Origin of the sequence: Chitinophaga ginsengisegetis (genome assembly GCF_900168065.1) — a bacterium.
Taxonomy (GTDB): Bacteria; Bacteroidota; Bacteroidia; order Chitinophagales; family Chitinophagaceae; genus Chitinophaga; species Chitinophaga ginsengisegetis.
In genome coordinates this window covers 1,144,655-1,166,127 of the sequence record NZ_FUZZ01000002.1, presented here as the reverse complement: position 1 = coordinate 1,166,127, position 21,473 = coordinate 1,144,655, and the positions used below count along the sequence as shown (strand labels likewise).

The window sequence follows — 21,473 nt, the reverse complement described above, 5'->3', positions numbered from 1 at the left end:
CAGTGCAGAGTAGCTATGTATGGATAGGATAAACGCTGAAAGCATCTAAGCGTGAAACCTGCTTCAAGATGAGTTTACTTTTAAGGGCCGTCGGAGACTACGACGTTGATAGGTTACAGGTGTAAGGGTGGTAACATCGCAGCCGAGTAATACTAATTGCCCGTAAGCTTTAATTTTTTAAATATTACGCTAAAGAGTCTTAGAATACAACTTTCCCGATATGTTATCTTATTAGTTTGCTGTAATAGCAAAGAAGATCTTATGGTGGTTATGCCGAGGGTGTTCACCTCTTCCCATTCCGAACAGAGAAGTTAAGCCCCTCATGGCCGATGGTACTGCAACATCATGCGGGAGAGTAGGTAGCTGCCATACTTATTAAGAGAAGCCTTGGTGTACAAACACTGAGGCTTCTTTATTTATATTTATTTCTATCCAAACAGAAAAGCTGTTACAGGATCATCTCTTTAAGAGACTCAAATACGATTTATAGTTCGCTCAGAACTTCATCATATAATTGCCTGCTCACACAGGCTAAAGATCTTATGGTGGTTATGCCGAGGGTGTTCACCTCTTCCCATTCCGAACAGAGAAGTTAAGCCCCTCATGGCCGATGGTACTGCAACATCATGCGGGAGAGTAGGTAGCTGCCATACTTATTAAAAGAACGCCTTAGTGTTTCAAACACTAAGGCGTTCTTTTTTATATCATCTCCGGAAATTATCTTCCTAAAAATTATCTATCATTTACGATTATACCACTTCGCCAGATTTATCGCAACACCCATATTAAAATTCACCGGCTGGAAATACTCGTTAAAGTTCTTATCATTGGTATTATCGTCGTAAAAACTATTGTCGTTTAATGGCGTTGAAAACTGCAGCTGCGCCTGAAATTTTACGTATTTATAACCCACCCGCACCGTAAACGCCGGCTCGTAGAACACCACAGTTTTGTCGTAGATACGCATATATTTACTCTGTTCTGCCGCATTATTTTCAAATGCCTTTACGCCAATATTGCTGTCGTAAAAATTGATCAGGGAAAAACGGCTGCTGAACGCAGCTTCCACCACACGATGGGCAAGCCCGAAACTGGGTTGTATGAATACCTTACTGAAACGGTTTTTTATCACGTAGTCATTCAGGTTAATGTTACCTGTACCGTCGTTATCCGACTTGTAATTACCGGTCAGCGTTTTGAAATTTCCGCTGCCATAACCTGCATATACATCAAAAACTGCTTTCTTATTTGGGCCGATAGGCTTGAAAAAACCAACTGCTCCCTCTACCAATCCTCCGCGGGTGTTATTATCCCGGAATAAATCATTGTCATCATCATAATTATTGGCCGGATCTGCATAATTAAATCCCCACAGATACTGGCCATTTGCCATGATGGCGATATTATCAGTCACCGCAAAAGCCCCCTGCAGATTAGTAGGAGTAATACTGCCTTTGAATTCATATTTCTCTTTCAACAACGGAACATTTACCTGGTTAGGCACGTAAATACGCTTGTTACAAGAGGATACGGCAACTGCAGCAGTACAGAATAATGCTACATAAATGGAAGATTTCATAAAGTTGTAGGTTATCAGTTTTTAGTATTGAATTATATTCCGGTAGATTCCCGCTTGATTAACTCCACCGGGAATACGTAATTTTTTGTCACCTTCACCGTTTCATCATGATTGATCAGTTGGACAATTGTTTCCACCGCCTTCTGCCCCATATTATAACCCGATTGTTCAATGGTAGTTAAAGAAGGGGAAATAATACGGGAAGAAAGATCATTGGAATAGCCCACTACTTTGATCTGCCCGGGAACAGCAATATTCCTGTTCTTCGCTTCGCGGATAAAAGCAACCGCCGAACTATCGTTAGCGGCAAACATACCATCCGGCATTTTTTGCGTATCAAATAATTGTTGCGCAGCAACAGTCGCAGAGTCCATCGTCAGGTCGTGGATATAAACCAGCTCTTCGTCGAAAGGAATATTGTATTGTGCCAATGCTTCTTTATAACCTGAAAGCCTTTGCTGATAAAGGTTACAGGTAAGTACCCCGGAGAAATGGGCAATACGTTTGCATCCCTGTTTGATCAGGTGTTCGGTGGCCAGGAAGCCGCCTCTGAAATCATCTCCGGTAATAGTATAACCCTGGAAATCGGTAGGTACACGATCATAAAATACCAGTGGAATATTGTTCTTGATAAACGGGCTGAAATGATCAAAGTTGGTGGTAAACATGGAGGCCACCGCCAGTAATCCATCTACACGAAGGGAGTAAAAAGTATGTACTAATTCCTTCTCCATCGCCACAGTTTCATCCGACTGACCAATCACAATGCTGAACCCATATTTATGCGCCTCATGCTGAATACCGCTGATAGCCGTACTCTGAAAGTACATGGAAGTACGTGGTACGATAAGGCCGAGAATGTTCGACCGTTTCTTGCGCAAACTGGAAGCAATCCAGTTGGGTACATAGCCCATTTCTGTAGCTGCGGTTTGTACTTTTTCACGTGTTTCCAGGTTAATGAGCGGATTGTTTTGCAGTGCACGTGAAACAGTAGATGCCGACAGATTCAGTTTATGCGCGATATCGTATATCGTAATTTTGTTAGTCCGATCTTTCACTTTTGAGGCGTCTAGGTTAATAATGCAGCGATATTAAGCATTTTCCACAATAATTTATAAGCTTTTGAACATCCATAAAACGAAGACACCCTTCCCGGAGTTACCGGGAAGGGTGCAGATATTTCGTGTATGCGGATTCGTTATTTAGGATCCAGTGCCTTATTGATACGGGCAATCAGATCCTGGAGGTGGTTGCGTGTCATGCTGTCGCCACTGCCTGCAGCTGCGCGCAGCTCAGTTCTCAGGGCTACCAGCTGGGCACGGCCAATGCCTGCAGCATCTGATTTGGATGCACTCGGAGGTGCATAGCCACCCATCATTGGATTGGCGGGGGGAGCCGGAGCTACCAGTTCAGCAAGGTTATCCACATAGTCGCGTTGCAGGTTTCTGCGGTATACGTCTACCGGCTGATGTGTATAAAGTTCTGAGAAGATGGATTTTTTCAGATCATTCAGCATATCAACAGGGGCATAAGCCTGTGTTCCCAGGGCAGCTTCACCGGCAATCAGTTTATTGATGGTATTGGTGCCCATCAGCCTGTCCAGCACCGGTGTTTGACGGGAACTGATCAGGGAAACGCCATCACTGCCTATACGGCTTAATAAATCCTGGTTAATCAGCCATTTCGGAGTGGTGAACAGTTGCTTGTTCAGGAACTGTATAGCCTCTTTCTGGGTCGCTTTGGGTACGTATTCGTACACGCCACCGGCTTGCTCTACGGTTTTAGGTGTTTCGTAGATACCGCCTACGTTTTTGGCTACGTGGCCCATGTAACGGCTAAACTGACCGGCTACTTCCCTGTAAAGTTCAGTCAGGTTTGCATAACCTTCGTTATCTACCTTTGTCCAGCTAAGGAGATTAGGCATAATATACTGGAGGTTTTTTATGCCATATGTACTGGCAATCATGGCATTGTCGCCCAGGTCTTCATTCTGTGATCTTGGATCATCCGGGTTTGATTCGGTACCGAACCAGAACTTCTTATCCTTCAGTTTTTCAACTGTTATTTTATTGAGAATTGGTGTTTCAGCTTCCGGTGACTTGGCCTGTGGGAGCAGTTTATAGCCCCATTCGATTGCCCATTTATCGTAGTAGTTAATACGGGGATAGAGATCAGCTCCGGTGATGCCATCGCCAGGTTGTGCTACGTAGTTAAAACGTGCGTAGTCCATGATAGAAGCAGCATGACCATTCTTTTTCACCCATTCCTTATCGCGCAGTTTTTCAACCGGGTAGGTAGAGCTGGAGCCGAAGTTATGACGCAAACCGAGGGTATGACCAACTTCATGGGAGGATACAAAGCGGATCAGTTCTCCCATCAGTTCATCGCTGAACTGCATGTTACGTGCGCGGGGATCGTTGGGAGATGCCTGCACAAAATACCAGTTACGCAGCAAATGCATCACGTTGTGGTACCAGTTGATATGACTTTCGATGATTTCACCGGAGCGGGGATCATGTACGTGAGGACCGCTCGCATTGGGCACATCAGAAGGTTTGTATACGATAGCAGAGAATCTGGCGTCTTCAATAGACCAGGTAGAATCTTCCTGGGGAGTAGGCGCCATTTTAGCGATGATAGCGTTTTTGAAGCCCGCCTGTTCGAAGGCCGACTGCCAGTCGTTCACACCCATGATCAGGTATTTACGCCATTTTACCGGCGTTGCAGGGTCAATGTAAAACACGATGGGTTTCACTGGTTCCACCAGTTCACCGCGTTTATATTTCTCCATATCTTCCGGTTTGGGTTCCAGGCGCCAGCGGGTGATCATCTGGAGTCTTTTTACACCTTGCGGATCCGCATCGAAGTCGGTTACGCTGGTGGTGAAGTAACCTACGCGGGGATCAAAGTAGCGTGGCTGCATTGGCACAGCAGGAAGCAATACCATGGAGCTGTTCAGTTCCACGGTAGCATTACCGCCCGGAGAAGGGGGCATACCCGGGCCGGCAGGACCGCCGGATTTGCTGTATGTTTTTACGGTTTTGATTTCGGTATTCATCGGATAGGATTTTACATCAGAGATGTAAGATTTATCTGGCTGAGCACCACCGATTTTGAGCATGTTCTTAACCTGGCCGTCGAAGAACAGGATATCGTTATCCCCGCTGATGTATTCTGTGAGGTCAATAATGGTACCTTTCCCGTCTTTAGATGCTGCTTTTACATCAAATGCTGCAACGATAGGCTGCAGATTGGAGTTGCTCACAGACGTGAACATAGGTTGGGTAGAATCTTTTGAAACATCGGCATAGGAGATATTTTTCAGGAAGATGCGATTGTTGGGGCCTTTTTCAAAGCGGATCACATTTTCGCCGATGATATCGCCGCTGAAGCCCATCATCATGGCGCGGAGGCCTGCGGCCGATTTGGAGATCCTGTTTACTACCAGTACGTCTCTTCCGAGCAGGGTATCAGGGATTTCGAAAAAGAAGCGGTCATCCAGTTTGTAGATGTTGAACAGGCCGGAATCAGCTTTGGCTTTATCGGTAATTACTTCGGCGAAGGGTTTAGGTCCTGGCTTGGGTCCTGGCTTGATCATGGGAGGTTTCCCGGTAGAGTCTTTGGCAGGAGCAGGAGTAGTTGGCGCGGCGTTGCGTTGGTGTTTTTTCCGCTGTGCGCTGGCAGGTTGATAAACGGTAATACCCAGGCAAAGTGCGCCTGCCACGGCTATTATCAGTTTGTGATGAAATGGTTTGGTCATTACGATTTAATAATTGGTTCTTGATTAGTTGTTATGTTTTTTTAAAAACCTTTGCAAGTAAGTATTTTAAGTACTAACTTATCAGGAAAATCCATAAACGCGGTAATGGCTGTAGGAATGGAAAAAAAGAAGCTAAATTGAATGGTAGGCGTTGGAACAATAGTTGCGGTGGCAACTTTTTTTATGTAAGTATTTATTATTATAGCAAATAATAATTTCATATGGCAGGGATAGAGGGGGAAGAGTTGATTGCCGCTGCCGTATTGATTTTCAAGTTATGAAGCGGGGAATATTCGACGTTGTGTTGCTAAATGCTATTAGCGTCGCCTGAAAGTGTTTACTGGCGCGGGAATAAATAAGTTAGCAGAATTGTGAGATTTCTGTTGGAACATTTGAATTTTTTCTTAAATTGTGCGTCCAACTTTGAAAAAAATCAAACTATTTCAAGAATTGGGACAGTAACAATCAGTTGTGAGAACTGCAATATTGGTTTATTCGCTTATGTAAGTGTTTGCTCTAAAAAAATGAGTGGTCTAAAAGCCCTGTGATGGGGCTTTTACGTGTGAAGGTTAATTTTTGTGGGTTTTTTTGGGCTGCACTTGTTTTTTTGGACCAACCGTATAACTTTGCGAATCACTGATTAAAACAGTAAATTGGGTGCTGAGGGGCATTCTAAAGTGAATAGAAACTTCTAACAAACAATAGTTTAATTTTTAACACTAAAATTTCAATCAACATGGCTGAGACTAAAACAACTGTGACTGCAGCTACAGCTAAGGCTTCTTCTCATCAACCTAAAAAGTCATCCAACCTGTTCGCTACGTTGGCTGTGCCTATCTGCTTAGTGATAGGATTCCTGTTTTTCTTTTTTGTATTAGGTAATCCAGCCAACTTTCAGGGTAATAACCCCGATGGACATCCTATAGATTCAGGTATCGGTAAATGGTTTGGTACTGTTTACAAGGGTGGTTATGTAGTACCTGTATTGATTTCAGTATTACTGGTGTGTTTGACTTTCGTAATCGAGCGCTTCCTGTACCTGTCAAAAGCAAAAGGTAAATTCAGCGGTTCTGAGTTGGTACGTAAAGTACAGTATCACCTGGCTAACAAAAATGTAGACGCAGCACTGGCTGAATGTGACAAACAGAAAGGCTCTGTAGGAAACGTACTGAAAGCAGGTCTGAAAAAGTACAAAGAAATGGTTACCAATGCTGATCTGGACACAGAACAGAAGATCCTGACCATCAAGAATGAAATTGAAGAAACTACCGCACTGGAACTGCCAATGATGGAAAAGAACCTGGTGTTCCTGTCTACCATTGCATCAGTAGCAACCCTGTTGGGTCTGTTCGGTACAGTATTGGGTATGATCAAGGCGTTCTCTGCAATGTCTTCTGGTGGTGCTCCGGATTCTGCACAGCTGGCGTTAGGTATCTCTGAGGCGTTGATCAACACCGCACTGGGTATCGGTACATCTGCTATTGCGATCGTAATGTACAACTACTTTACTACCAATATTGATAGCATCACTTACGCTATTGACGAATCTGGCTTTACTTTAACTCAGAGCTTCGCTGCAAACCACAAATAATCTGAGATTATTTTGTGGAATTTGAGCGGTTTTGAATCTATTTAAAGTAAACCATAAAACAGAGTAAAGATGCCTAAAGTTAAAATGCCAAGGAAAAGCACGGCCATTGACATGACAGCAATGTGTGATGTGGCTTTCCTGCTGTTAACTTTCTTTATGCTGGCGACTAAGTTTAAACCGGATGAACCGGTAACAGTAGTTACCCCATCCTCTATTAACACCACCCTTTTACCTGATTCTGATGTGTTGTTATTCACAGTAGATAAGGATGGCAGAGTGTTTTTCAGTATGGATGGTCAGCCCAAAAGAAAGAAGCTGATAGAAGATCTGAACACGCAGTATAAACTGGGCCTGGACGATAAAGAAATTAAAAGCTTTGTAACCGGCGCCAGTGTTGGAGCACCAATTAAAGACCTGAAACAATACCTCTCCCTCTCTGAGGACGAACGTAAGAAATCAGGACTGGACAAAGGAATTCCTACAGATTCTGCTAATAATGAGTTAGGTGCCTGGATCGAATATGGTGTTGCAGCACAAGGCGGAAGCATTGCGAAGCTGAAGTACTGTATCAAAGCAGACAACCAGACTCCTTATCCAAAGATCAAAGAAATCCTGGATACCTTCAAAAAGAAGCATATTCAGAAGCTGAACCTGGTTACAAACCTGGAAGAAGCACCTAAAGGTACTGCTGCCTGGGAAGAGGCAAATGCACCTAAGAAGTAAACGACAGTAATTGCTTCCTGACCTGGAAGACTGTTGATTTAAGAACTAAAAAAAATTGGCTACTATGGCAGAAATGGATACCAGTAGTAGTGGCGGTGGCAAGAAACACGGTGGGACGAAATCCAAGAAACAATCTACCCGTGTAGATATGACACCGATGGTAGACTTAGGTTTTCTCCTGATTACCTTCTTCATGCTTACCACTACCATGTCCAAGCCCAAAACAATGGACTTGATCATGCCAAAGGATACCGAAAATGAAAAGGACCAGAACAAAGTAAAAGAAAGTACGGCCCTGACCATTTTACTCGGAAAAGATAATCGTGTTTACTATTACGAAGGTTTGGCACAAGACCCGAATGCCTCTGCTAATCCTGACTTCTTCAAGGCAACATCTTTTGCCAATACCGGAGGAATCAGAGATGAGATCATCAGAAAGAGGGATGAGGTTGCCAAACTGAGAAATGCAAAAGGTGAACCAGAAGATGTTGTGGTGATTATTAAAGCTGATGATCAGGCTAATTACAAGAATTTCGTAGATATTCTTGATGAAATGGCCATCAACAGGATTCAACGTTATGCAACTGTAGATATCAGTGACCAGGATAAAAAATGGATACAATCTACAGAAGCAGCTAACGGTGTTCAAAGTACTCCCGCAGCTCCGCCGGCTAAATAACTAATTATTTTTTTGCATCCATCATAAAACAACAACAATGGATTCTGCTAAAGTCTTAAAGTCCGATTTTCTTGATATCCTGTTTGACGGCAGGAACAAGGATTATGGGGCGTACGATTTGCGGAGACAGTATAATAAGCGTGTGCGGAATGCCATTTTGGGAACCGCGTCATTGTTTGTAATATTCTTTGCAACGTACATGATATCACAGTGGGTTAAAGCTTCTGAGGGTGAAAACACAAAGAAGCCGGTGATACAGGAAATTAAGATGGAGGATGTGAAGTTACCGGATGATCCGAAAACGCCACCTCCGCCACCTCCACCGCCTGCGCCACCGCCACCGGTAAAACCGTCAGTACAGTTCACTCCTCCTGTAATTAAGAAGGATAATGAAGTACCACCGGATGAGGAACCTCCGAAACATGAGGATATTAAGGATAAAGCCATCAGTACCAAAACTGTGGACGGTGATCCAAACGGAGTTGATCCGGGATTACTGGAAGATAGTAAAGGTACCGGTGTAGTAGGCCCGCCTCCTGCTCCTGCAAAAGAAGAAATCTTCACTTTCGTAGAGCAGCCTCCTACCTTCCCTGGTGGAGAAGAAGCACTGGCCAAGTACCTGAGCAAAAATATCCGTTACCCACGCGTTGCGCAGGAAAACGGTATCTCCGGTACAGTATTCGTTCAGTTCGTAGTAGATTCTGAAGGAAATATTAAAGATGTAAAAACAGTAGGTGCCGCAAAAGGTGGTGGCCTGGAAGAAGAAGCTGTGCGTGTGGTGAAAACCATGCCTAAGTGGAAAGCTGGTAAGCAAAATGGCCGCCAGGTTTCTGTACAGTTCAACCTCCCTATCCGCTTTACTTTGCAGGAGTAGTACTGTATCAAACATATTTTTCAAAGGTCCCGTTTCAACATCGTTGGAACGGGACTTTTGATTTTCAGGAATTGGTGATAGTCCCGATTGTCCGTAAATTTGTGCCCTTTGGGAATATTCATAAACTAATCACGGTATGCTGGGTAAATTAACAGGATTTGATGATACAATTGTGGCGGTAGCAACAGCACCCGGCCTCGGCGCCATTGCAGTAATACGGCTGAGTGGCCCCGACACCTATGCTATCTGTAACGGACTATTCCCGGCAAAGGATCTCCTGCAGCAAGCCAGTCATACCCTGCATTTTGGCAACATCGTTTCCAATGGTCATATCATCGATGAAGTAGTGGTAAGCCTCTATAAAGGTCCCCGTTCCTATACCGGCGAAGATGTGATCGAGATATCCTGTCATGGTTCTCCCTATATCCAGCAACAAATCATTGATGCTACCATCAAAGCCGGCGCACGCCTGGCGAAGCCAGGCGAATTTACCCAACGCGCATTCCTGAACGGTAAATTGGATCTCACGCAGGCCGAATCCGTGGCCGACCTGATAGCCAGCAATTCCGCCGCCTCCCATCAAACTGCTATGCAGCAAATGCGTGGTGGCTTCTCTAAAGAATTACATGCCCTGCGCGAGCAATTAATCACCTTTTCCGCCCTGATTGAACTTGAACTGGACTTCAGCCAGGAAGACGTGGAATTCGCCGATCGTACGGGCTTATATACCCTCGTTACCAATGCCACCGGAGTAGTGAAGCACCTCATTGATTCCTTCCGGATGGGAAACGTTATCAAAAACGGCGTGAACACCGCGATAGTGGGTAAACCCAATGCCGGTAAATCTACACTCCTGAATACCCTTCTCAATGAAAATCGCGCCATCGTCAGCGATATTGCAGGCACCACCCGTGACACCATCGAAGAAATACTTAACATCGATGGCATCCTTTTCCGGCTCATAGATACCGCCGGTATCCGCGAAAGCCTGGATACCATCGAAAGTATCGGTGTACAGAAAACGATGGAGAAAATACGCGAGGCCGGAGTAGTCGTTTACCTCTTTGATGTGAATGAACTCACTGAAACGGATATACGTAATCAGATTAACGCTTTTGAATCACAAAGCGTAAACTATCTCCTGGTAGGAAATAAAACAGATATCACCGGAGAAACAGCGATTCGCAATAAATTTGCAGGTATACCTGAAATACTTTTTATCTCTGCAAAGAATCATGCACACATCCAGGACCTGAAAGACGCACTGGTACATAAAGTACTGGCCGGTGATGTTAATACAGAAGACACCATCATCACCAACGCCCGCCATCATGCCGCACTGCAGGAAGTGCTGAAATCATTGCAGGATGTAAAACAGGGAATGGATAACGGTTTGCCGGGAGACTTGCTGGCACTGGATATCCGGCTTTGTTTGCATTATTTAGGGGAGATAACAGGGGAAGTGACTAATGAGGACAGGCTGGATTATATTTTTAGTAAGTTTTGTATCGGGAAATAGGAGCTTTCTTATACTTTTCTCTATTTTCATATTCTTTCCAAACTCAATGTAGTAAATGATTTTAGCCGAACAATTTTTTTATATTTTCTACTGATTTTTTTGGTTTTGGACCCCCAAAAGTGTACCTTTCGAATAGTATAGAAAGAGGTACAGGATTCTCTATTTTGGAGAAATGATGGCATTAATTGACAGTAATAGACAGTTTGTAAATAATAGACGACCCGGATAAACATACCTCTTATAACCCGTATTTCTGTTTTTAATAATTCCACATGAGCAGTAATATCAGAATAAGAAAGATCTGCGAACATTGTAATGAAATATTCGTTGCCCAAAAGACGGTTACCAAGTTTTGCTCACTTGAATGCGCAAGACGCAATTATAAACTCCGTCAAAAGAATAAAAAGGTAGAAGACTCCAATGTTGAAACAAAAGACAAAATGCTTCAATCAGCATTAGGCTCCCAGGTTGTTTATGTTCCTATACAATTACCACCACAGGAACCCAGTGAGCTGGTAGACATTAAAGCCTTATCCGCAATTACCCGGATAAGTCAGCGTACCTTATTCCGGCTTATAAAAAACGATAGCGAGTTTCCACGGCTCCGCATTGGCCGTAGTCTTTTCTTTCACCGGCAAACAGTTATGAATTATATCATCACCAAATTCGGGAACAAATGAGAGGGAAATTGCGCAAGAAGAAATTGAAAGGCGGGAAGCTGAGCTTATACCTCGATTATTATCCGCCGGTATGGAATCCGCATAACAAGCGCTTCACCAGACGGGAGTTCCTGAACCTGTACGTACATGCTAATCCTGTTACCCCGCTGGAGGTTAAGGAGAACAAGTTATATAGTGAAATTGCCGAGAAAATCTACATCAAGCGTATGAAAGCATTAATGCTGGAGGAAAATGGTTTATTTAATAAAGATTCATTAGATGCGGATTTCTTTCTTTATGCAAAGAGTTTCATCCGGGAAAAGCAGCGTGAGAACGTTGATACCACTCATTACGAAACAGCCGTTAAATACTTGCATAAATGGATGGGTGACCATTGTAAATTCAGGCATATAGATGAAATCTTTCTCCAGAAGTTCAAGCAATTCCTGTTAAATACGCATTCCCTGAAATCCAAACATACAAAGCTATCGCAGAATACAGCCGCTTCTTACTATGATAAATTTACAATCATTGTGAAAGAAGCTTACCTGGACAGGTTTCTCCCGGAAGACTATACCAGCCGCGTTAAACGGATAGGCAATATAGATACACATCGCCAGATACTGGACGACGCAGAATTAAAGTTATTAATTCAGAACCCAGTGGATGATGATACTGTTTTCAGGTCTTCTATTTTTGCTTTGCTCACTGGATTCCGCTTCAGCGCTATTAAAATATTAAAGTGGAGCGATCTGCATTACTCCACTCCGCTCGATTCATGGTACGCATACATTGTCGATCCTAAACCGGGCCGCTCTTTTAAGCATTACATCAGTAAACAGGCTTATGGTATTCTAGGAGAGAAACCGGAGGACGATGGCCTGGTATTCCCTGATCTTAATTATTCCCGGACACGTACAAAGTTGCAGGACTGGTTTAGTAGCGTTGGATTAAAAGATAAAGCCAAGTTCCATAACTGGCGGCACAAATACGCTACAGACCTTATTGAGAAAGGAGAAGATATATATGTAGTCAGCAAAATGCTGAACCACAAACATGTGAAAACAACCCAGATCTATGCGCAGGTGCCTGATGTAACAAGGGCGAAAGCCGCCAACAAGGCTATTTATGACCACTTAAACTGATGAATATGGCTTCAATAGAACAACGATTAATGTGTATGGAATCTGATATCCGGGAGATCAAATCGTTAATGATTGAATTGCTGGAAACTGTTTCGAAAAAGTCCCGGCCAGCCGGTGGAGGTGAGATTATGTCTGTAAAGGAACTGGCGGATTTTCTCCGGCTGGATGCGAATACTATTTATAACAAGTGTGCGAGGGGGGAGATGCCGCATTTTAGAATGGGGAAGCTGTTGAAGTTTAAAAAGTCGGAGATATTGGATTGGGTGAAGGGATTGGAGAATGGTTCGGATTGTTCAGTGGATGAATATGTTAATCGTTATATGCAGCAAAGAGTATTTAAAAGTTAAAATCATTTTATAGGCAAATTGCTAGCCAAACTTAATAGTTACATTTTATGGAAAGTAATCAGATTCTTATTTATCAGACAGTGGACGGCGAAACGACTATCGATGTAAAACTAGAAGACGAAACAGTTTGGCTAAGCCTGAACCATATTGCGGAGCTTTTTTCGCGTGATAAGTCTGTAATATCCAGGCATATATCTAATATATTCAAAGAGAAGGAGTTAGAGAGAAATTCAGTTGTTGCAAAAAATGCAACAACTGGAGCAGATGGGAAAATTTATCAAGTTGAGTACTTTAATTTAGATGTGATCATCTCAATTGGCTATCGTATCAAATCTCAAAGAGGTACTCAGTTCCGTATCTGGGCCAATAAGACGTTAAAGGAGTATTTAACCAAAGGATATGTGGTCAATAAGAAACAACTGCAAGAGAAATCAAGTCAGTTGGAGGAATTGAAGCAGACAGTGAAGTTATTGGGAAATGTGATGGAAAGTAAGCACCTTAATTCAGATGAGGCCATTGGCTTATTGAAGGTAATTACTGATTATACTTATGCGCTTGATGTATTAGATAAGTATGACCATCAAGTTTTGCAAATTGAATCAACAACACCGGAGAATCTTTTTGAAATTACCTACCATTCAGCGATGGATGCTATCAAGGGACTCCGCGATAAATTTGGCGGCAGTTCGCTTTTCGGAAATGAAAAGGACGAATCTTTCCAGGGATCGCTGGCTGCAATATACCAGACATTTGGCGGTCAGTATCTTTATCCAAGTGTTGAGGAGAAAGCAGCGAACTTATTATATTTTGTAACTAAGAATCATTCTTTCTCGGACGGGAACAAGCGTATTGCTGCATTTTTATTTGTATGGTTTTTAGAGAAAAACGGAATTTTATATCATTTTGACGGTTCAAAGAAGATCGCGGACAATGCCTTAGTTGCGCTTACGCTTATGATAGCAGAGTCGAAACCGGATGAAAAAGAGATGATGATAAAAGTTGTAGTAAATCTTATAAATCTTAGGAATTAGTTTTTGTTTCCTGTTCGCGAATTACAAATTCAATTTGTGTTTATATTTAATAACCATGAGTATGATAGGGATGTCTTATGACCTAGAAAAGAGTATTTGGACGGAAAAGGACTTTGAAATTATGGGCTGGCATGATTCGCAGATTTATAAGATGGCCCTAAAAGAAGACCTTGAATTTGATATTGACTATATATTCAAATGGAATCAGCCGGACCTTGAGGGGTTACCTTTTACATTCTGGGTTGCACCTGCAACATTGGTTTTTAAAAAAGCGAAAATCCTTTCTTTCGACTTTGAAATAGCAATGGAAGATGTTTTTGAGATTGACTATATAGAAAGACAAGTGGAAGAGGATAAAGCTATATGGCTAATTGTTACTCAACGGGGTGAAATTGAATTTACCTGTGAGGGATTTGATCAGTACATTCGTCAGAAGCCACTATTTCAATTTGGCCAAACTGTTCCATACAGAGAAAGAAGAGGAACTTCCCTGGAAAGAGTGGAGCTTCAGAATAATAGCTATTTATCAAGTAAAGAGTATCTCGAGGCCCAGGCGAAAACCTTTGAGCATTATGAGAACGTCAAGAAAAGACACTTGAAGAGGCAGGAAATGAAGGAGTTGAATTTGCGTAGGGAAAATCATCAGGTAGAAACGAAGGACTATCTTCTTAAGAAAAAGGAAATAAATGAAATGATAGATTTTTATGACTATTGGTTAAAGGGAACAAACTTTGAAAAATGGTAGTAGATGCCAATCTGCCTGAATTTCAATTATAGGGCCTTTTGAATAACTTTGGAAATACCGCAAGAATTTTGAAATAACTCCTTTATTCCCAATCCCACGGATCATTGATAGACTCTCGCCGGGCGCTTTTTCCCAAAGGCAGGTGGTAAAGTTCATTCACACTGGGGTCGATTTTGGTTATTTTTTCAAGACTAATCAGTTTCGAATCTTTAAGATCTGGCTCCTTCTCACTATGAAACTGCCATGCCCCATCGTTATTGTGGTAAACATACAAAATCGGCTTTCCCTCTAAAACCTGGCTAGTTGTAAATATCGCTACGTTTCTCTCTTCATAGAATCTAAAATCCGTGTTTCTATCAAGGAGTGGCTGTTTAAATTTCCAATCGGGATTGAACCCAGATTCCCAGGGAAATAATGATTGCTTGTCCGGCCATACGATTTGCAGTGCAGGGTAATCATCTGTACGATAGAAAATATTGCATATTGCCATGTAGTCTGAATAATATGATTTATTTACATTCAGGAATTGTATGGGGTAGTTTTTTATGAACTCGTCATATAATACGCCTGCATTTAGCTTATTATCACTTGTTATTGACGCACAAGCATTATTTAATAAATCCCCTAAGAGGGCTGTTGATAACCCAAAGCATATGATCTCCGGATGTTTGAATTTTTGGTGTAACCCGATAGTATATGCGTAACCTGGCAAATAATCATTTGGCTCAACCAATACGATATAGCAGCCATATTGATCAATTTTATTTTGTATTTCTTTACGGGTAACAGGACCGTGATTGAGTGGATCTTGAGTCAAAGGCTGTGGTTTAAACGTTTTTATATAAATTATGTGGGCAGTGCTAAGGTATTTGCTCATCCCGGATCTTCCAAATATTCTCATTATTTAGTATATCGGGAAATAAGGGCTTTCTTATAGGGGCAAAAGTGTAAGGGCCATACTTCTTTAGGCACTACATGAGAAATAGCTATATCAACACCTTGAGCATATGCTAATTAGTAATGATTCATCAAATCTAATCCTGTACCAGCTTAGAATAAAGTAGACTTAATACTTTGTTAATACACCCTCTGTCGTTACCTACATGAACTGTGATTAGTTTTGAAAAATGTAAAAGGGCAGTAACCACATCAGGACTGATGTCATAAAATATTGAACCAAAAAAAATAAAATTTATTTACGCCCAGGCACTGATTCAACGTACTATTTATTAAAACGGAGAAGTTTTTAAAAGAGATCCTTATCTTAAGGTGCATCTGTAATTCGTAAAGTGGCTAATGGGCGACCAATAATCTTATTTGTGAAAGCTGTTGATTATCAAACATATTGCGATAAAGACCTGGTTGGACTCCTGCTGGAAGACGACCATTTGGCGTACCTGGAAATATACAACAGACATGCAAAAGGTTTGTATATAAAAGGGAGTAAGAAATTGGATAATAATGACGAAGCCAAAGATTTATTACAAGATGTGTTTGTTGCATTATGGCAAAATCGTTATTCACTAACAGTAGACACGCCATTAGCGGGATATTTACATGCCACCCTGCGATATATGGTCATAAAGCGTATTGTTCACAAGAAGGTACAAATCACCTATTTAGATTCGCTCAAATTTTCGACACCTATAAAAAGTAGTTCTGCAGATTATTTAGCCCGCGAAAATGAACTTAAGCGGATAATTGAAAGTGAAATTTCTTCATTACCCGAAAAGATGCAGGAAGTTTTTCGCATGAGCAGGGAGCATCACCTTTCTCACAAGGAGATAGCCATGCAGTTAGGCCTTTCGGAAGCTACGGTTAAGAAGCATGTCAATAACGCTTTAAAGTCGTTGCGTGTTAAGTTAGGCCCCTTATTAATACTATCGAGCATTTGCCTGACTGAACATTTTTTTTAATTTTCTTTACGCCCATCGATGTACTAATTGTACTATACTTATGCAAACAGCAATATTGTGATAAGTATGGAACAAAATAATATGCAGGATCTGTTGAAACGCTATCTGGCAGGAAACTGTACTCCAGAGGAGTGTGCGCAGGTGGAACTATGGTACGAGCTGTTGGAGTCAAAGAAAGCCGCGGTTAATGAGGAGGATTTGGAAGAGGATCTCATAGAAGTCCGAACCCGGTTAGTAAAGTCTCTCAGAAAGGAGAGAAGGCCATTTAGATATCCGGCAGTAGCCGCTGCTGCGGCTGTTTTGATTACTATCTCCATTGGAACTTATTTCTATGTTAATTACAGGTCTTCCGGCAACCCCCCGGAAACAAATAAGCTGCTTTCCAATGCTGCAGATATCGCGCCCGGCAGAAATATAGCCACGCTGCAGCTTGGGGACGGGACCGAAATAGCATTGGATGATCAATCTAACGGAGCTATTGCCAAAGCAGGAAGTAATACCATCTATAAAAATGCGAATGGTCAGTTGACCTATGTGGCTACTGAATCAAAGGGAGAGGAGACGGAAAACCCGGTGTCCAATAGCCTAAAAACCCCACGCGGTGGACAATTCCAACTTACCTTACCAGACGGATCAAAAGTTTGGCTGAACGCAGCTTCACAGCTTACCTATAAAATTAGCAAAACATCTCACGAACGCTTAGTCGAGTTAAAGGGAGAAGCATATTTTGAAGTAGCCAAAGATGCCAGCAGACCATTTAAAGTGCTCTCCAAAGGTCAGGTTGTAGAAGTACTGGGCACACATTTTAATGTTAGCAGTTATGATGATGATCCCAGTGTAAAAACGACTTTGGCAGAAGGAACCGTCAAAATAGTTGAGACAGACAGATACCGGAATGTTGTCCTGGAACCAGGGCAGCAGGCCACGCTCGATAGCGGCAGTCGGCTATCTGTGGCTCAGGTAGATGTATCGGATGCTATTGCCTGGAAAAATGGAAAACTCAACTTCAATCAATCTGATATATATGCCGTTGCACGGCAACTTTCCCGCTGGTATAATATAGACGTGGTATTTAAAGGTAAAGCTGCTAACGTACGCTTATCCGGAGAAGTGTATCGTAATACCAATGCTTCCAAAGTTCTTGAGATCTTATCGTTCTATAATCTGAACTGTAGGATTGAGACAGATAACGGTGTTAAACGTATTGTCATTGAATAAAGTAATTGCATCTATCACCTGAAAAATCAACTAGCTTATGGAACGAGAAACTTAAAAACCGCCCTAAGCTCAATGAAAAACGTCTTCTGACTGCAATCAGAAGACGCAAGCGTATGAGCGATCATTCAAAAGATTAGTGTACTAATTAAATATCAACTCAAACAATACAAAGTTAATGAAATTCAGATTTCATACAACCACCGTCTGGTCGGGATGGTTGTTTTTTGGCAAACACCTTCATCGGAAATTTATTATGAGATTTCAGGTAATAGTTGGCCTTACTTTAGTCATGTTGATTCAGGTCAGTGCTAAAAGTCTGGCGCAGAGCGTGTCCATCAAGGTAAGTAACACGCCTTTGGAAAAGGTATTCAAGGTTATTGAGCAGCAAACGGGTTACTTGTTTCTCTACGACGATGTGGAATTAAAGAAACAAAAAGTCAGTTTATCATTTCAGAATGCGCCTATCGAAAAAGTATTGGAAGGTTGTTTAGAAGGCCTCCCGATCACCTATAAAATCGTAGACAAGAACATACTTATTAAAAAGAGGGTTGAACCAGGTTTGCAAAAGGTTACATTGGACCCCAACCAACAGCATTTAATCTCGGGGGTGATTAAAGATAGTACAGGCGGCTATCTTCCAGGTGTACAAATTGTAGTTAAAGGAACCAATCGCGTTGCTGTAAGTGATGCTTCTGGCAGATACCAGATTGATGCCTCTCCCGGAGAAGTTTTGATATTCAATTTATTGGGGTATAAAAGACAAGAGATTGCTGTAACCAATAATGTTCGGGTTGATATTGTACTAAAGGTAATCTTAACGGACCTGGAAGGAGTTGTTGTAGTTGGTTACGGCACTCAGAAAAAAATTAACCTGACAGGTGCTGTATCCCAGATATCCGGTAAAAGACTGGAGAACAGGTCTGTACTAACACTCGGTCATGCCTTACAGGGAGCTGTTTCCAATCTTAATATCAGCTCCGCCGGCGGTGGTGCTCCCGGACAGGCTCCGTCATTTAACATACGGGGATATACAGGTTTCTCTTCCAATGGATCTACTTCCTCTCAGGCTCCCTTGTTTGTTGTAGATGGTGTGCCCGGAGTGGATATTAATACGATCAACATGAACGATGTGGAGAGTGTGAGCGTGCTGAAAGATGCTGCCTCTGCTTCCATATACGGTTCCAGTGCCCCCTACGGGGTGGTCATTATCACAACAAAGCAAGGAAAAGCAGGACAAAAACCTACCATCACGTATAACAATAACCTGATGTTAATGGAACCCATCAACCTGCCAAAGTATATGAAGTCAATTGATTTTGCCAATTTATACAATGAAGCAGCGGCCAACGCAGGAGTGACCAAACCATTTAATGATGATGCCCTCAGACGTATCCAGGAATACCTGGATGGTAAAATCACGGATGAAACCATTGCCAATCCGACTCCGGGCACCGATGCCTGGTTCGAGTGGGGTAACGCCAACGCAAATAATGATTGGTTTGATATCCTGTACAAAAAAGTACAGTTCAGTCAGCAGCATAATCTCGGTGTATCCGGAGGGACAGACAAGACACGCTACTATGTAGGCCTGGGGTATATTCAACAAAATGGGATGTACAATTATGCAACTGACACATATGCCCAGTATAATGTCCGCGCCAACCTCTCTTCTGTTATCACAAGCTGGATGAACTTCAATTTCAGAGGCTCCTTCTCCAGAGGTGCCACGGAAACCCCCACCGCAGAAAGTAACTGGATGCAGACCTTGGCTGCACGCAACTGGCCTACTGAACCGTTATATACTCCTGGCGGCAGTTTTGCTTCTGAAAACCGGATGGAGGGGCTTGTAAATGGCGCCCGTACTAAGTCGAATAATGATAAGGCACTTATTACGGGTGAATTAGTAATAAATCCTCTGCGGGGTTGGAACATTACTGCCAATTACACATTTGATGGCTCGTACTTTGATCTGAGCCGGCATAACAAAACAGTGTATGTGACCCGTCCAAGCGGTTCACAGCAAGCTCTCTACGCTCCCAACAGTTTTGAAAGACAGTATAACAGGAACCACCATTATACGATCAATACATTTACATCTTATGAAAATGAGTGGAGCGGACATGCCGTGAAAGGTTTGATCGGTTTCACACAGGAGCTTTATGATAACCTGTCTATGGGAGGTCGTAATCAGTTTTTATTTTCCAATGATATTCCATCTTTATCCCTCACCTATGGAACAACTCCTTCCTTGACAGACAATGCCTCACAGCTTGCTATCCGTGGCGGGTTTGGACGCATCAATTACAATTATAAAGAGAAATATCTTGTTGAGTTTAACGGACGATATGATGGTACATCCCGTTTTCTGAAAGACCGGCGTTTTAAATTCTATCCGGGTATATCGGCAGGATGGGTACTATCGAATGAATCGTTCTGGAAACCTATAGCACGGGTAGCCAATTCGTTCAAATTACGTGCATCATATGGACAGCTGGGCGATCAGAGTTTTGCCAGCAATTATTATCCTTTTTATCCGGCACTCAATAGTGTAGTGCCTACCGGTAGCCAGTATTTATTTTCCGGTGGTAAAGAAGCATTCATCAGTCAGCCTCCATTGATCGATGGATCGCTTACATGGGTAACGGTGAAGACGTTGGATTTTGGAACGGATATCACCGCATTATCCAACCGGTTGACCGCATCTTTCGACTGGTACCAGCGTACGGCAGATGACTTTGTAGGCCCTGCAGATGCCTTGCCTGCGCTGTTGGGTACGGCTGCCCCACAGGTCAATAACGCAGCGATGCAGACCAGGGGTATCGACCTTACCATCGGCTGGAAAGACCGGATTGGAAATGTACAATACGGAGTGGATGTTGTGTTCAGCGACTATCAGAGTAAAGTACTTCGCTATCCCAATCCGGCTGGCCTGAACACCACCTGGTACAAAGGGCGTAAGTTTGGGGATGTTTGGGGATATCAGACGGAAGGATTTTTCCAGTCCCAGGATGAAATAACCACTGCGCCGAATCAGAACAAGATCTATAGCCGCTGGAGCCCGGGCGACATCCGTTATGCAGACCTTAACGATGATGGCATCATCAATTGGGGCAACAATACATTGGAAAACCCCGGAGACCGTCGTGTTATAGCCAATACCACTCCCCGTTATTCTTTTGGTCTGAATCTGAACGCTCAATACAAATCATTTGATATCACTGTTTTCCTGCAGGGTGTTGGTAAACGGGACGCCATCTTTTCCAATGCCAACGTTTGGGATGGAGCTTATTTCTGGGGTATCACAGGCGATTTATATACGGGAATGCTGACTACCGCACAATACGACCGCTGGACACCCGAAACACCCAATGGCTACTATCCAAAATTCTACATGGGAGGTGAGATGCAGAAAAATTCGCAGCCACAGACACGATATGTGCAAAGCGCGGCTTATCTAAGGCTCAAAAACCTTCAATTGGGCTATTCTATGCCGCAGCATATACTTCGCGCTATAGACAGCCAGAAAGTGCGCTTTTTCCTGAACATTGAAAACCTGGTCACCTTCACCAAGCTGTTGCACACGATGGATCCGGAATTTTCGTCCACAGATGGCCGGGTTTATCCGTTGCAGAGAGTTTGGGCTATGGGACTCAATGTGACATTCTAGCCATTTCTTAATTATCCAAC

At 42.7% G+C, this 21,473-nt stretch carries 17 protein-coding genes and 3 rRNA genes; 16 read left to right on the top strand and 4 right to left on the bottom strand.

Annotated elements, in window-relative coordinates; all coding sequences use genetic code 11:
- The 3 genes from B5Z18_RS18555 to rrf (B5Z18_RS18545) all read left to right on the top strand — a co-directional run.
- Positions 1–177, top strand: a 23S ribosomal RNA gene (locus tag B5Z18_RS18555); the annotation flags it as partial.
- 83 nt (positions 178–260) lie between these two features.
- Positions 261–372, top strand: a 5S ribosomal RNA gene (gene rrf / locus B5Z18_RS18550).
- 169 nt (positions 373–541) lie between these two features.
- Positions 542–653: ribosomal RNA gene (gene rrf, locus B5Z18_RS18545) — 5S ribosomal RNA — on the top strand.
- 86 nt (positions 654–739) lie between these two features.
- Here the strand turns inward: rrf (B5Z18_RS18545) and B5Z18_RS18540 are convergent.
- The 3 genes from B5Z18_RS18540 to B5Z18_RS18530 form a co-directional block, all read right to left on the bottom strand.
- The gene (locus B5Z18_RS18540) at positions 740–1,579 is read right to left on the bottom strand and encodes a hypothetical protein (RefSeq protein WP_079470961.1); all 840 of its coding nucleotides are present in this window, start codon (positions 1,577–1,579) and stop codon (positions 740–742) included.
- A 32-nt stretch (positions 1,580–1,611) separates the two neighbouring features.
- A complete protein-coding gene (locus tag B5Z18_RS18535; protein WP_079470960.1) occupies positions 1,612–2,637 on the bottom strand; it encodes a LacI family DNA-binding transcriptional regulator in 1,026 nt (341 codons plus the stop codon).
- A gap of 140 nt (positions 2,638–2,777) precedes the next feature.
- On the bottom strand, positions 2,778–5,339 hold the full coding sequence (locus B5Z18_RS18530) for a zinc-dependent metalloprotease (RefSeq protein WP_079470959.1): 2,562 nt from the start codon (positions 5,337–5,339) through the stop codon (positions 2,778–2,780).
- Between the two features lie 736 nt (positions 5,340–6,075).
- On the opposite strand from B5Z18_RS18530, the gene B5Z18_RS18520 reads away from it, so the two are divergent.
- The 10 genes from B5Z18_RS18520 to B5Z18_RS18475 all read left to right on the top strand — a co-directional run bounded on the left by B5Z18_RS18520 (position 6,076) and on the right by B5Z18_RS18475 (position 14,652).
- The gene (locus tag B5Z18_RS18520; RefSeq protein ID WP_079470957.1) at positions 6,076–6,930 is read left to right on the top strand and encodes a MotA/TolQ/ExbB proton channel family protein; all 855 of its coding nucleotides are present in this window, start codon (positions 6,076–6,078) and stop codon (positions 6,928–6,930) included.
- 69 nt (positions 6,931–6,999) lie between these two features.
- On the top strand, positions 7,000–7,653 hold the full coding sequence (locus tag B5Z18_RS18515; protein ID WP_079470956.1) for an ExbD/TolR family protein: 654 nt from the start codon (positions 7,000–7,002) through the stop codon (positions 7,651–7,653).
- 64 nt (positions 7,654–7,717) lie between these two features.
- Positions 7,718–8,332, top strand: a complete 615-nt coding sequence (locus tag B5Z18_RS18510; protein WP_079470955.1) for an ExbD/TolR family protein — start codon at positions 7,718–7,720, stop codon at positions 8,330–8,332.
- Positions 8,333–8,369: 37 nt separating this feature from the next.
- Entirely contained in the window at positions 8,370–9,206 is an 837-nt protein-coding gene (locus B5Z18_RS18505; protein ID WP_079470954.1) for an energy transducer TonB, read from the top strand.
- A gap of 136 nt (positions 9,207–9,342) precedes the next feature.
- Entirely contained in the window at positions 9,343–10,725 is a 1,383-nt protein-coding gene (mnmE, locus tag B5Z18_RS18500; protein ID WP_079470953.1) for a tRNA uridine-5-carboxymethylaminomethyl(34) synthesis GTPase MnmE, read from the top strand.
- A gap of 272 nt (positions 10,726–10,997) precedes the next feature.
- Positions 10,998–11,405, top strand: coding sequence for a MerR family transcriptional regulator (locus B5Z18_RS18495; protein ID WP_079470952.1), 408 nt, complete (start codon positions 10,998–11,000; stop codon positions 11,403–11,405).
- The gene (locus B5Z18_RS18490; RefSeq protein ID WP_079470951.1) at positions 11,402–12,529 is read left to right on the top strand and encodes a tyrosine-type recombinase/integrase; all 1,128 of its coding nucleotides are present in this window, start codon (positions 11,402–11,404) and stop codon (positions 12,527–12,529) included. Before B5Z18_RS18495 ends, B5Z18_RS18490 begins: the two co-directional genes overlap by 4 nt.
- 5 nt (positions 12,530–12,534) lie before the next feature.
- Complete coding sequence (locus B5Z18_RS18485) at positions 12,535–12,876, top strand: helix-turn-helix domain-containing protein (protein WP_159454354.1); 342 nt, start codon at positions 12,535–12,537, stop codon at positions 12,874–12,876.
- A 47-nt stretch (positions 12,877–12,923) separates the two neighbouring features.
- Positions 12,924–13,907, top strand: a complete 984-nt coding sequence (gene rhuM / locus B5Z18_RS18480; protein WP_079470949.1) for a virulence RhuM family protein/type II toxin-antitoxin system death-on-curing family toxin — start codon at positions 12,924–12,926, stop codon at positions 13,905–13,907.
- Positions 13,908–13,962: 55 nt separating this feature from the next.
- Positions 13,963–14,652, top strand: coding sequence for a hypothetical protein (locus tag B5Z18_RS18475; RefSeq protein ID WP_200817296.1), 690 nt, complete (start codon positions 13,963–13,965; stop codon positions 14,650–14,652).
- An 82-nt stretch (positions 14,653–14,734) separates the two neighbouring features.
- Here B5Z18_RS18475 and B5Z18_RS18470 read toward each other — a convergent pair whose 3' ends face one another.
- Positions 14,735–15,469 carry a DUF4262 domain-containing protein gene (locus tag B5Z18_RS18470; protein ID WP_159454353.1) on the bottom strand — a complete coding sequence of 245 codons (735 nt, stop codon included), beginning with the start codon at positions 15,467–15,469 and terminating at the stop codon, positions 14,735–14,737.
- Between the two features lie 502 nt (positions 15,470–15,971).
- On the opposite strand from B5Z18_RS18470, the gene B5Z18_RS18465 reads away from it, so the two are divergent.
- The 3 genes from B5Z18_RS18465 to B5Z18_RS18455 all read left to right on the top strand — a co-directional run bounded on the left by B5Z18_RS18465 (position 15,972) and on the right by B5Z18_RS18455 (position 21,453).
- Positions 15,972–16,568 carry an RNA polymerase sigma factor gene (locus tag B5Z18_RS18465; protein WP_079470946.1) on the top strand — a complete coding sequence of 199 codons (597 nt, stop codon included), beginning with the start codon at positions 15,972–15,974 and terminating at the stop codon, positions 16,566–16,568.
- Positions 16,569–16,634: 66 nt separating this feature from the next.
- Complete coding sequence (locus B5Z18_RS18460; protein WP_079470945.1) at positions 16,635–17,786, top strand: FecR family protein; 1,152 nt, start codon at positions 16,635–16,637, stop codon at positions 17,784–17,786.
- 289 nt (positions 17,787–18,075) lie between these two features.
- Positions 18,076–21,453, top strand: a complete 3,378-nt coding sequence (locus tag B5Z18_RS18455) for a TonB-dependent receptor (protein WP_159454352.1) — start codon at positions 18,076–18,078, stop codon at positions 21,451–21,453.
- The last annotated feature ends 20 nt before the right edge of the window (positions 21,454–21,473 follow it).

Excerpts from the sequence above, each read along its gene's own strand:
- B5Z18_RS18520 (WP_079470957.1), top strand. The coding sequence starts at position 6,076 with ATGGCTGAGACTAAAACAACTGTGACTGCAGCTACAGCTAAGGCTTCT.
- B5Z18_RS18460 (WP_079470945.1), top strand. The coding sequence starts at position 16,635 with ATGGAACAAAATAATATGCAGGATCTGTTGAAACGCTATCTGGCAGGA.
- B5Z18_RS18495 (WP_079470952.1), top strand. The coding sequence starts at position 10,998 with ATGAGCAGTAATATCAGAATAAGAAAGATCTGCGAACATTGTAATGAA.
- B5Z18_RS18475 (WP_200817296.1), top strand. The coding sequence starts at position 13,963 with ATGAGTATGATAGGGATGTCTTATGACCTAGAAAAGAGTATTTGGACG.
- B5Z18_RS18455 (WP_159454352.1), top strand. The coding sequence starts at position 18,076 with ATGTTGATTCAGGTCAGTGCTAAAAGTCTGGCGCAGAGCGTGTCCATC.
- B5Z18_RS18490 (WP_079470951.1), top strand. The coding sequence starts at position 11,402 with ATGAGAGGGAAATTGCGCAAGAAGAAATTGAAAGGCGGGAAGCTGAGC.
- B5Z18_RS18515 (WP_079470956.1), top strand. The coding sequence starts at position 7,000 with ATGCCTAAAGTTAAAATGCCAAGGAAAAGCACGGCCATTGACATGACA.
- B5Z18_RS18485 (WP_159454354.1), top strand. The coding sequence starts at position 12,535 with ATGGCTTCAATAGAACAACGATTAATGTGTATGGAATCTGATATCCGG.
- B5Z18_RS18505 (WP_079470954.1), top strand. The coding sequence starts at position 8,370 with ATGGATTCTGCTAAAGTCTTAAAGTCCGATTTTCTTGATATCCTGTTT.
- B5Z18_RS18530 (WP_079470959.1), bottom strand. The coding sequence starts at position 5,339 with ATGACCAAACCATTTCATCACAAACTGATAATAGCCGTGGCAGGCGCA.
- rhuM (WP_079470949.1), top strand. The coding sequence starts at position 12,924 with ATGGAAAGTAATCAGATTCTTATTTATCAGACAGTGGACGGCGAAACG.
- B5Z18_RS18540 (WP_079470961.1), bottom strand. The coding sequence starts at position 1,579 with ATGAAATCTTCCATTTATGTAGCATTATTCTGTACTGCTGCAGTTGCC.
- B5Z18_RS18510 (WP_079470955.1), top strand. The coding sequence starts at position 7,718 with ATGGCAGAAATGGATACCAGTAGTAGTGGCGGTGGCAAGAAACACGGT.
- mnmE (WP_079470953.1), top strand. The coding sequence starts at position 9,343 with ATGCTGGGTAAATTAACAGGATTTGATGATACAATTGTGGCGGTAGCA.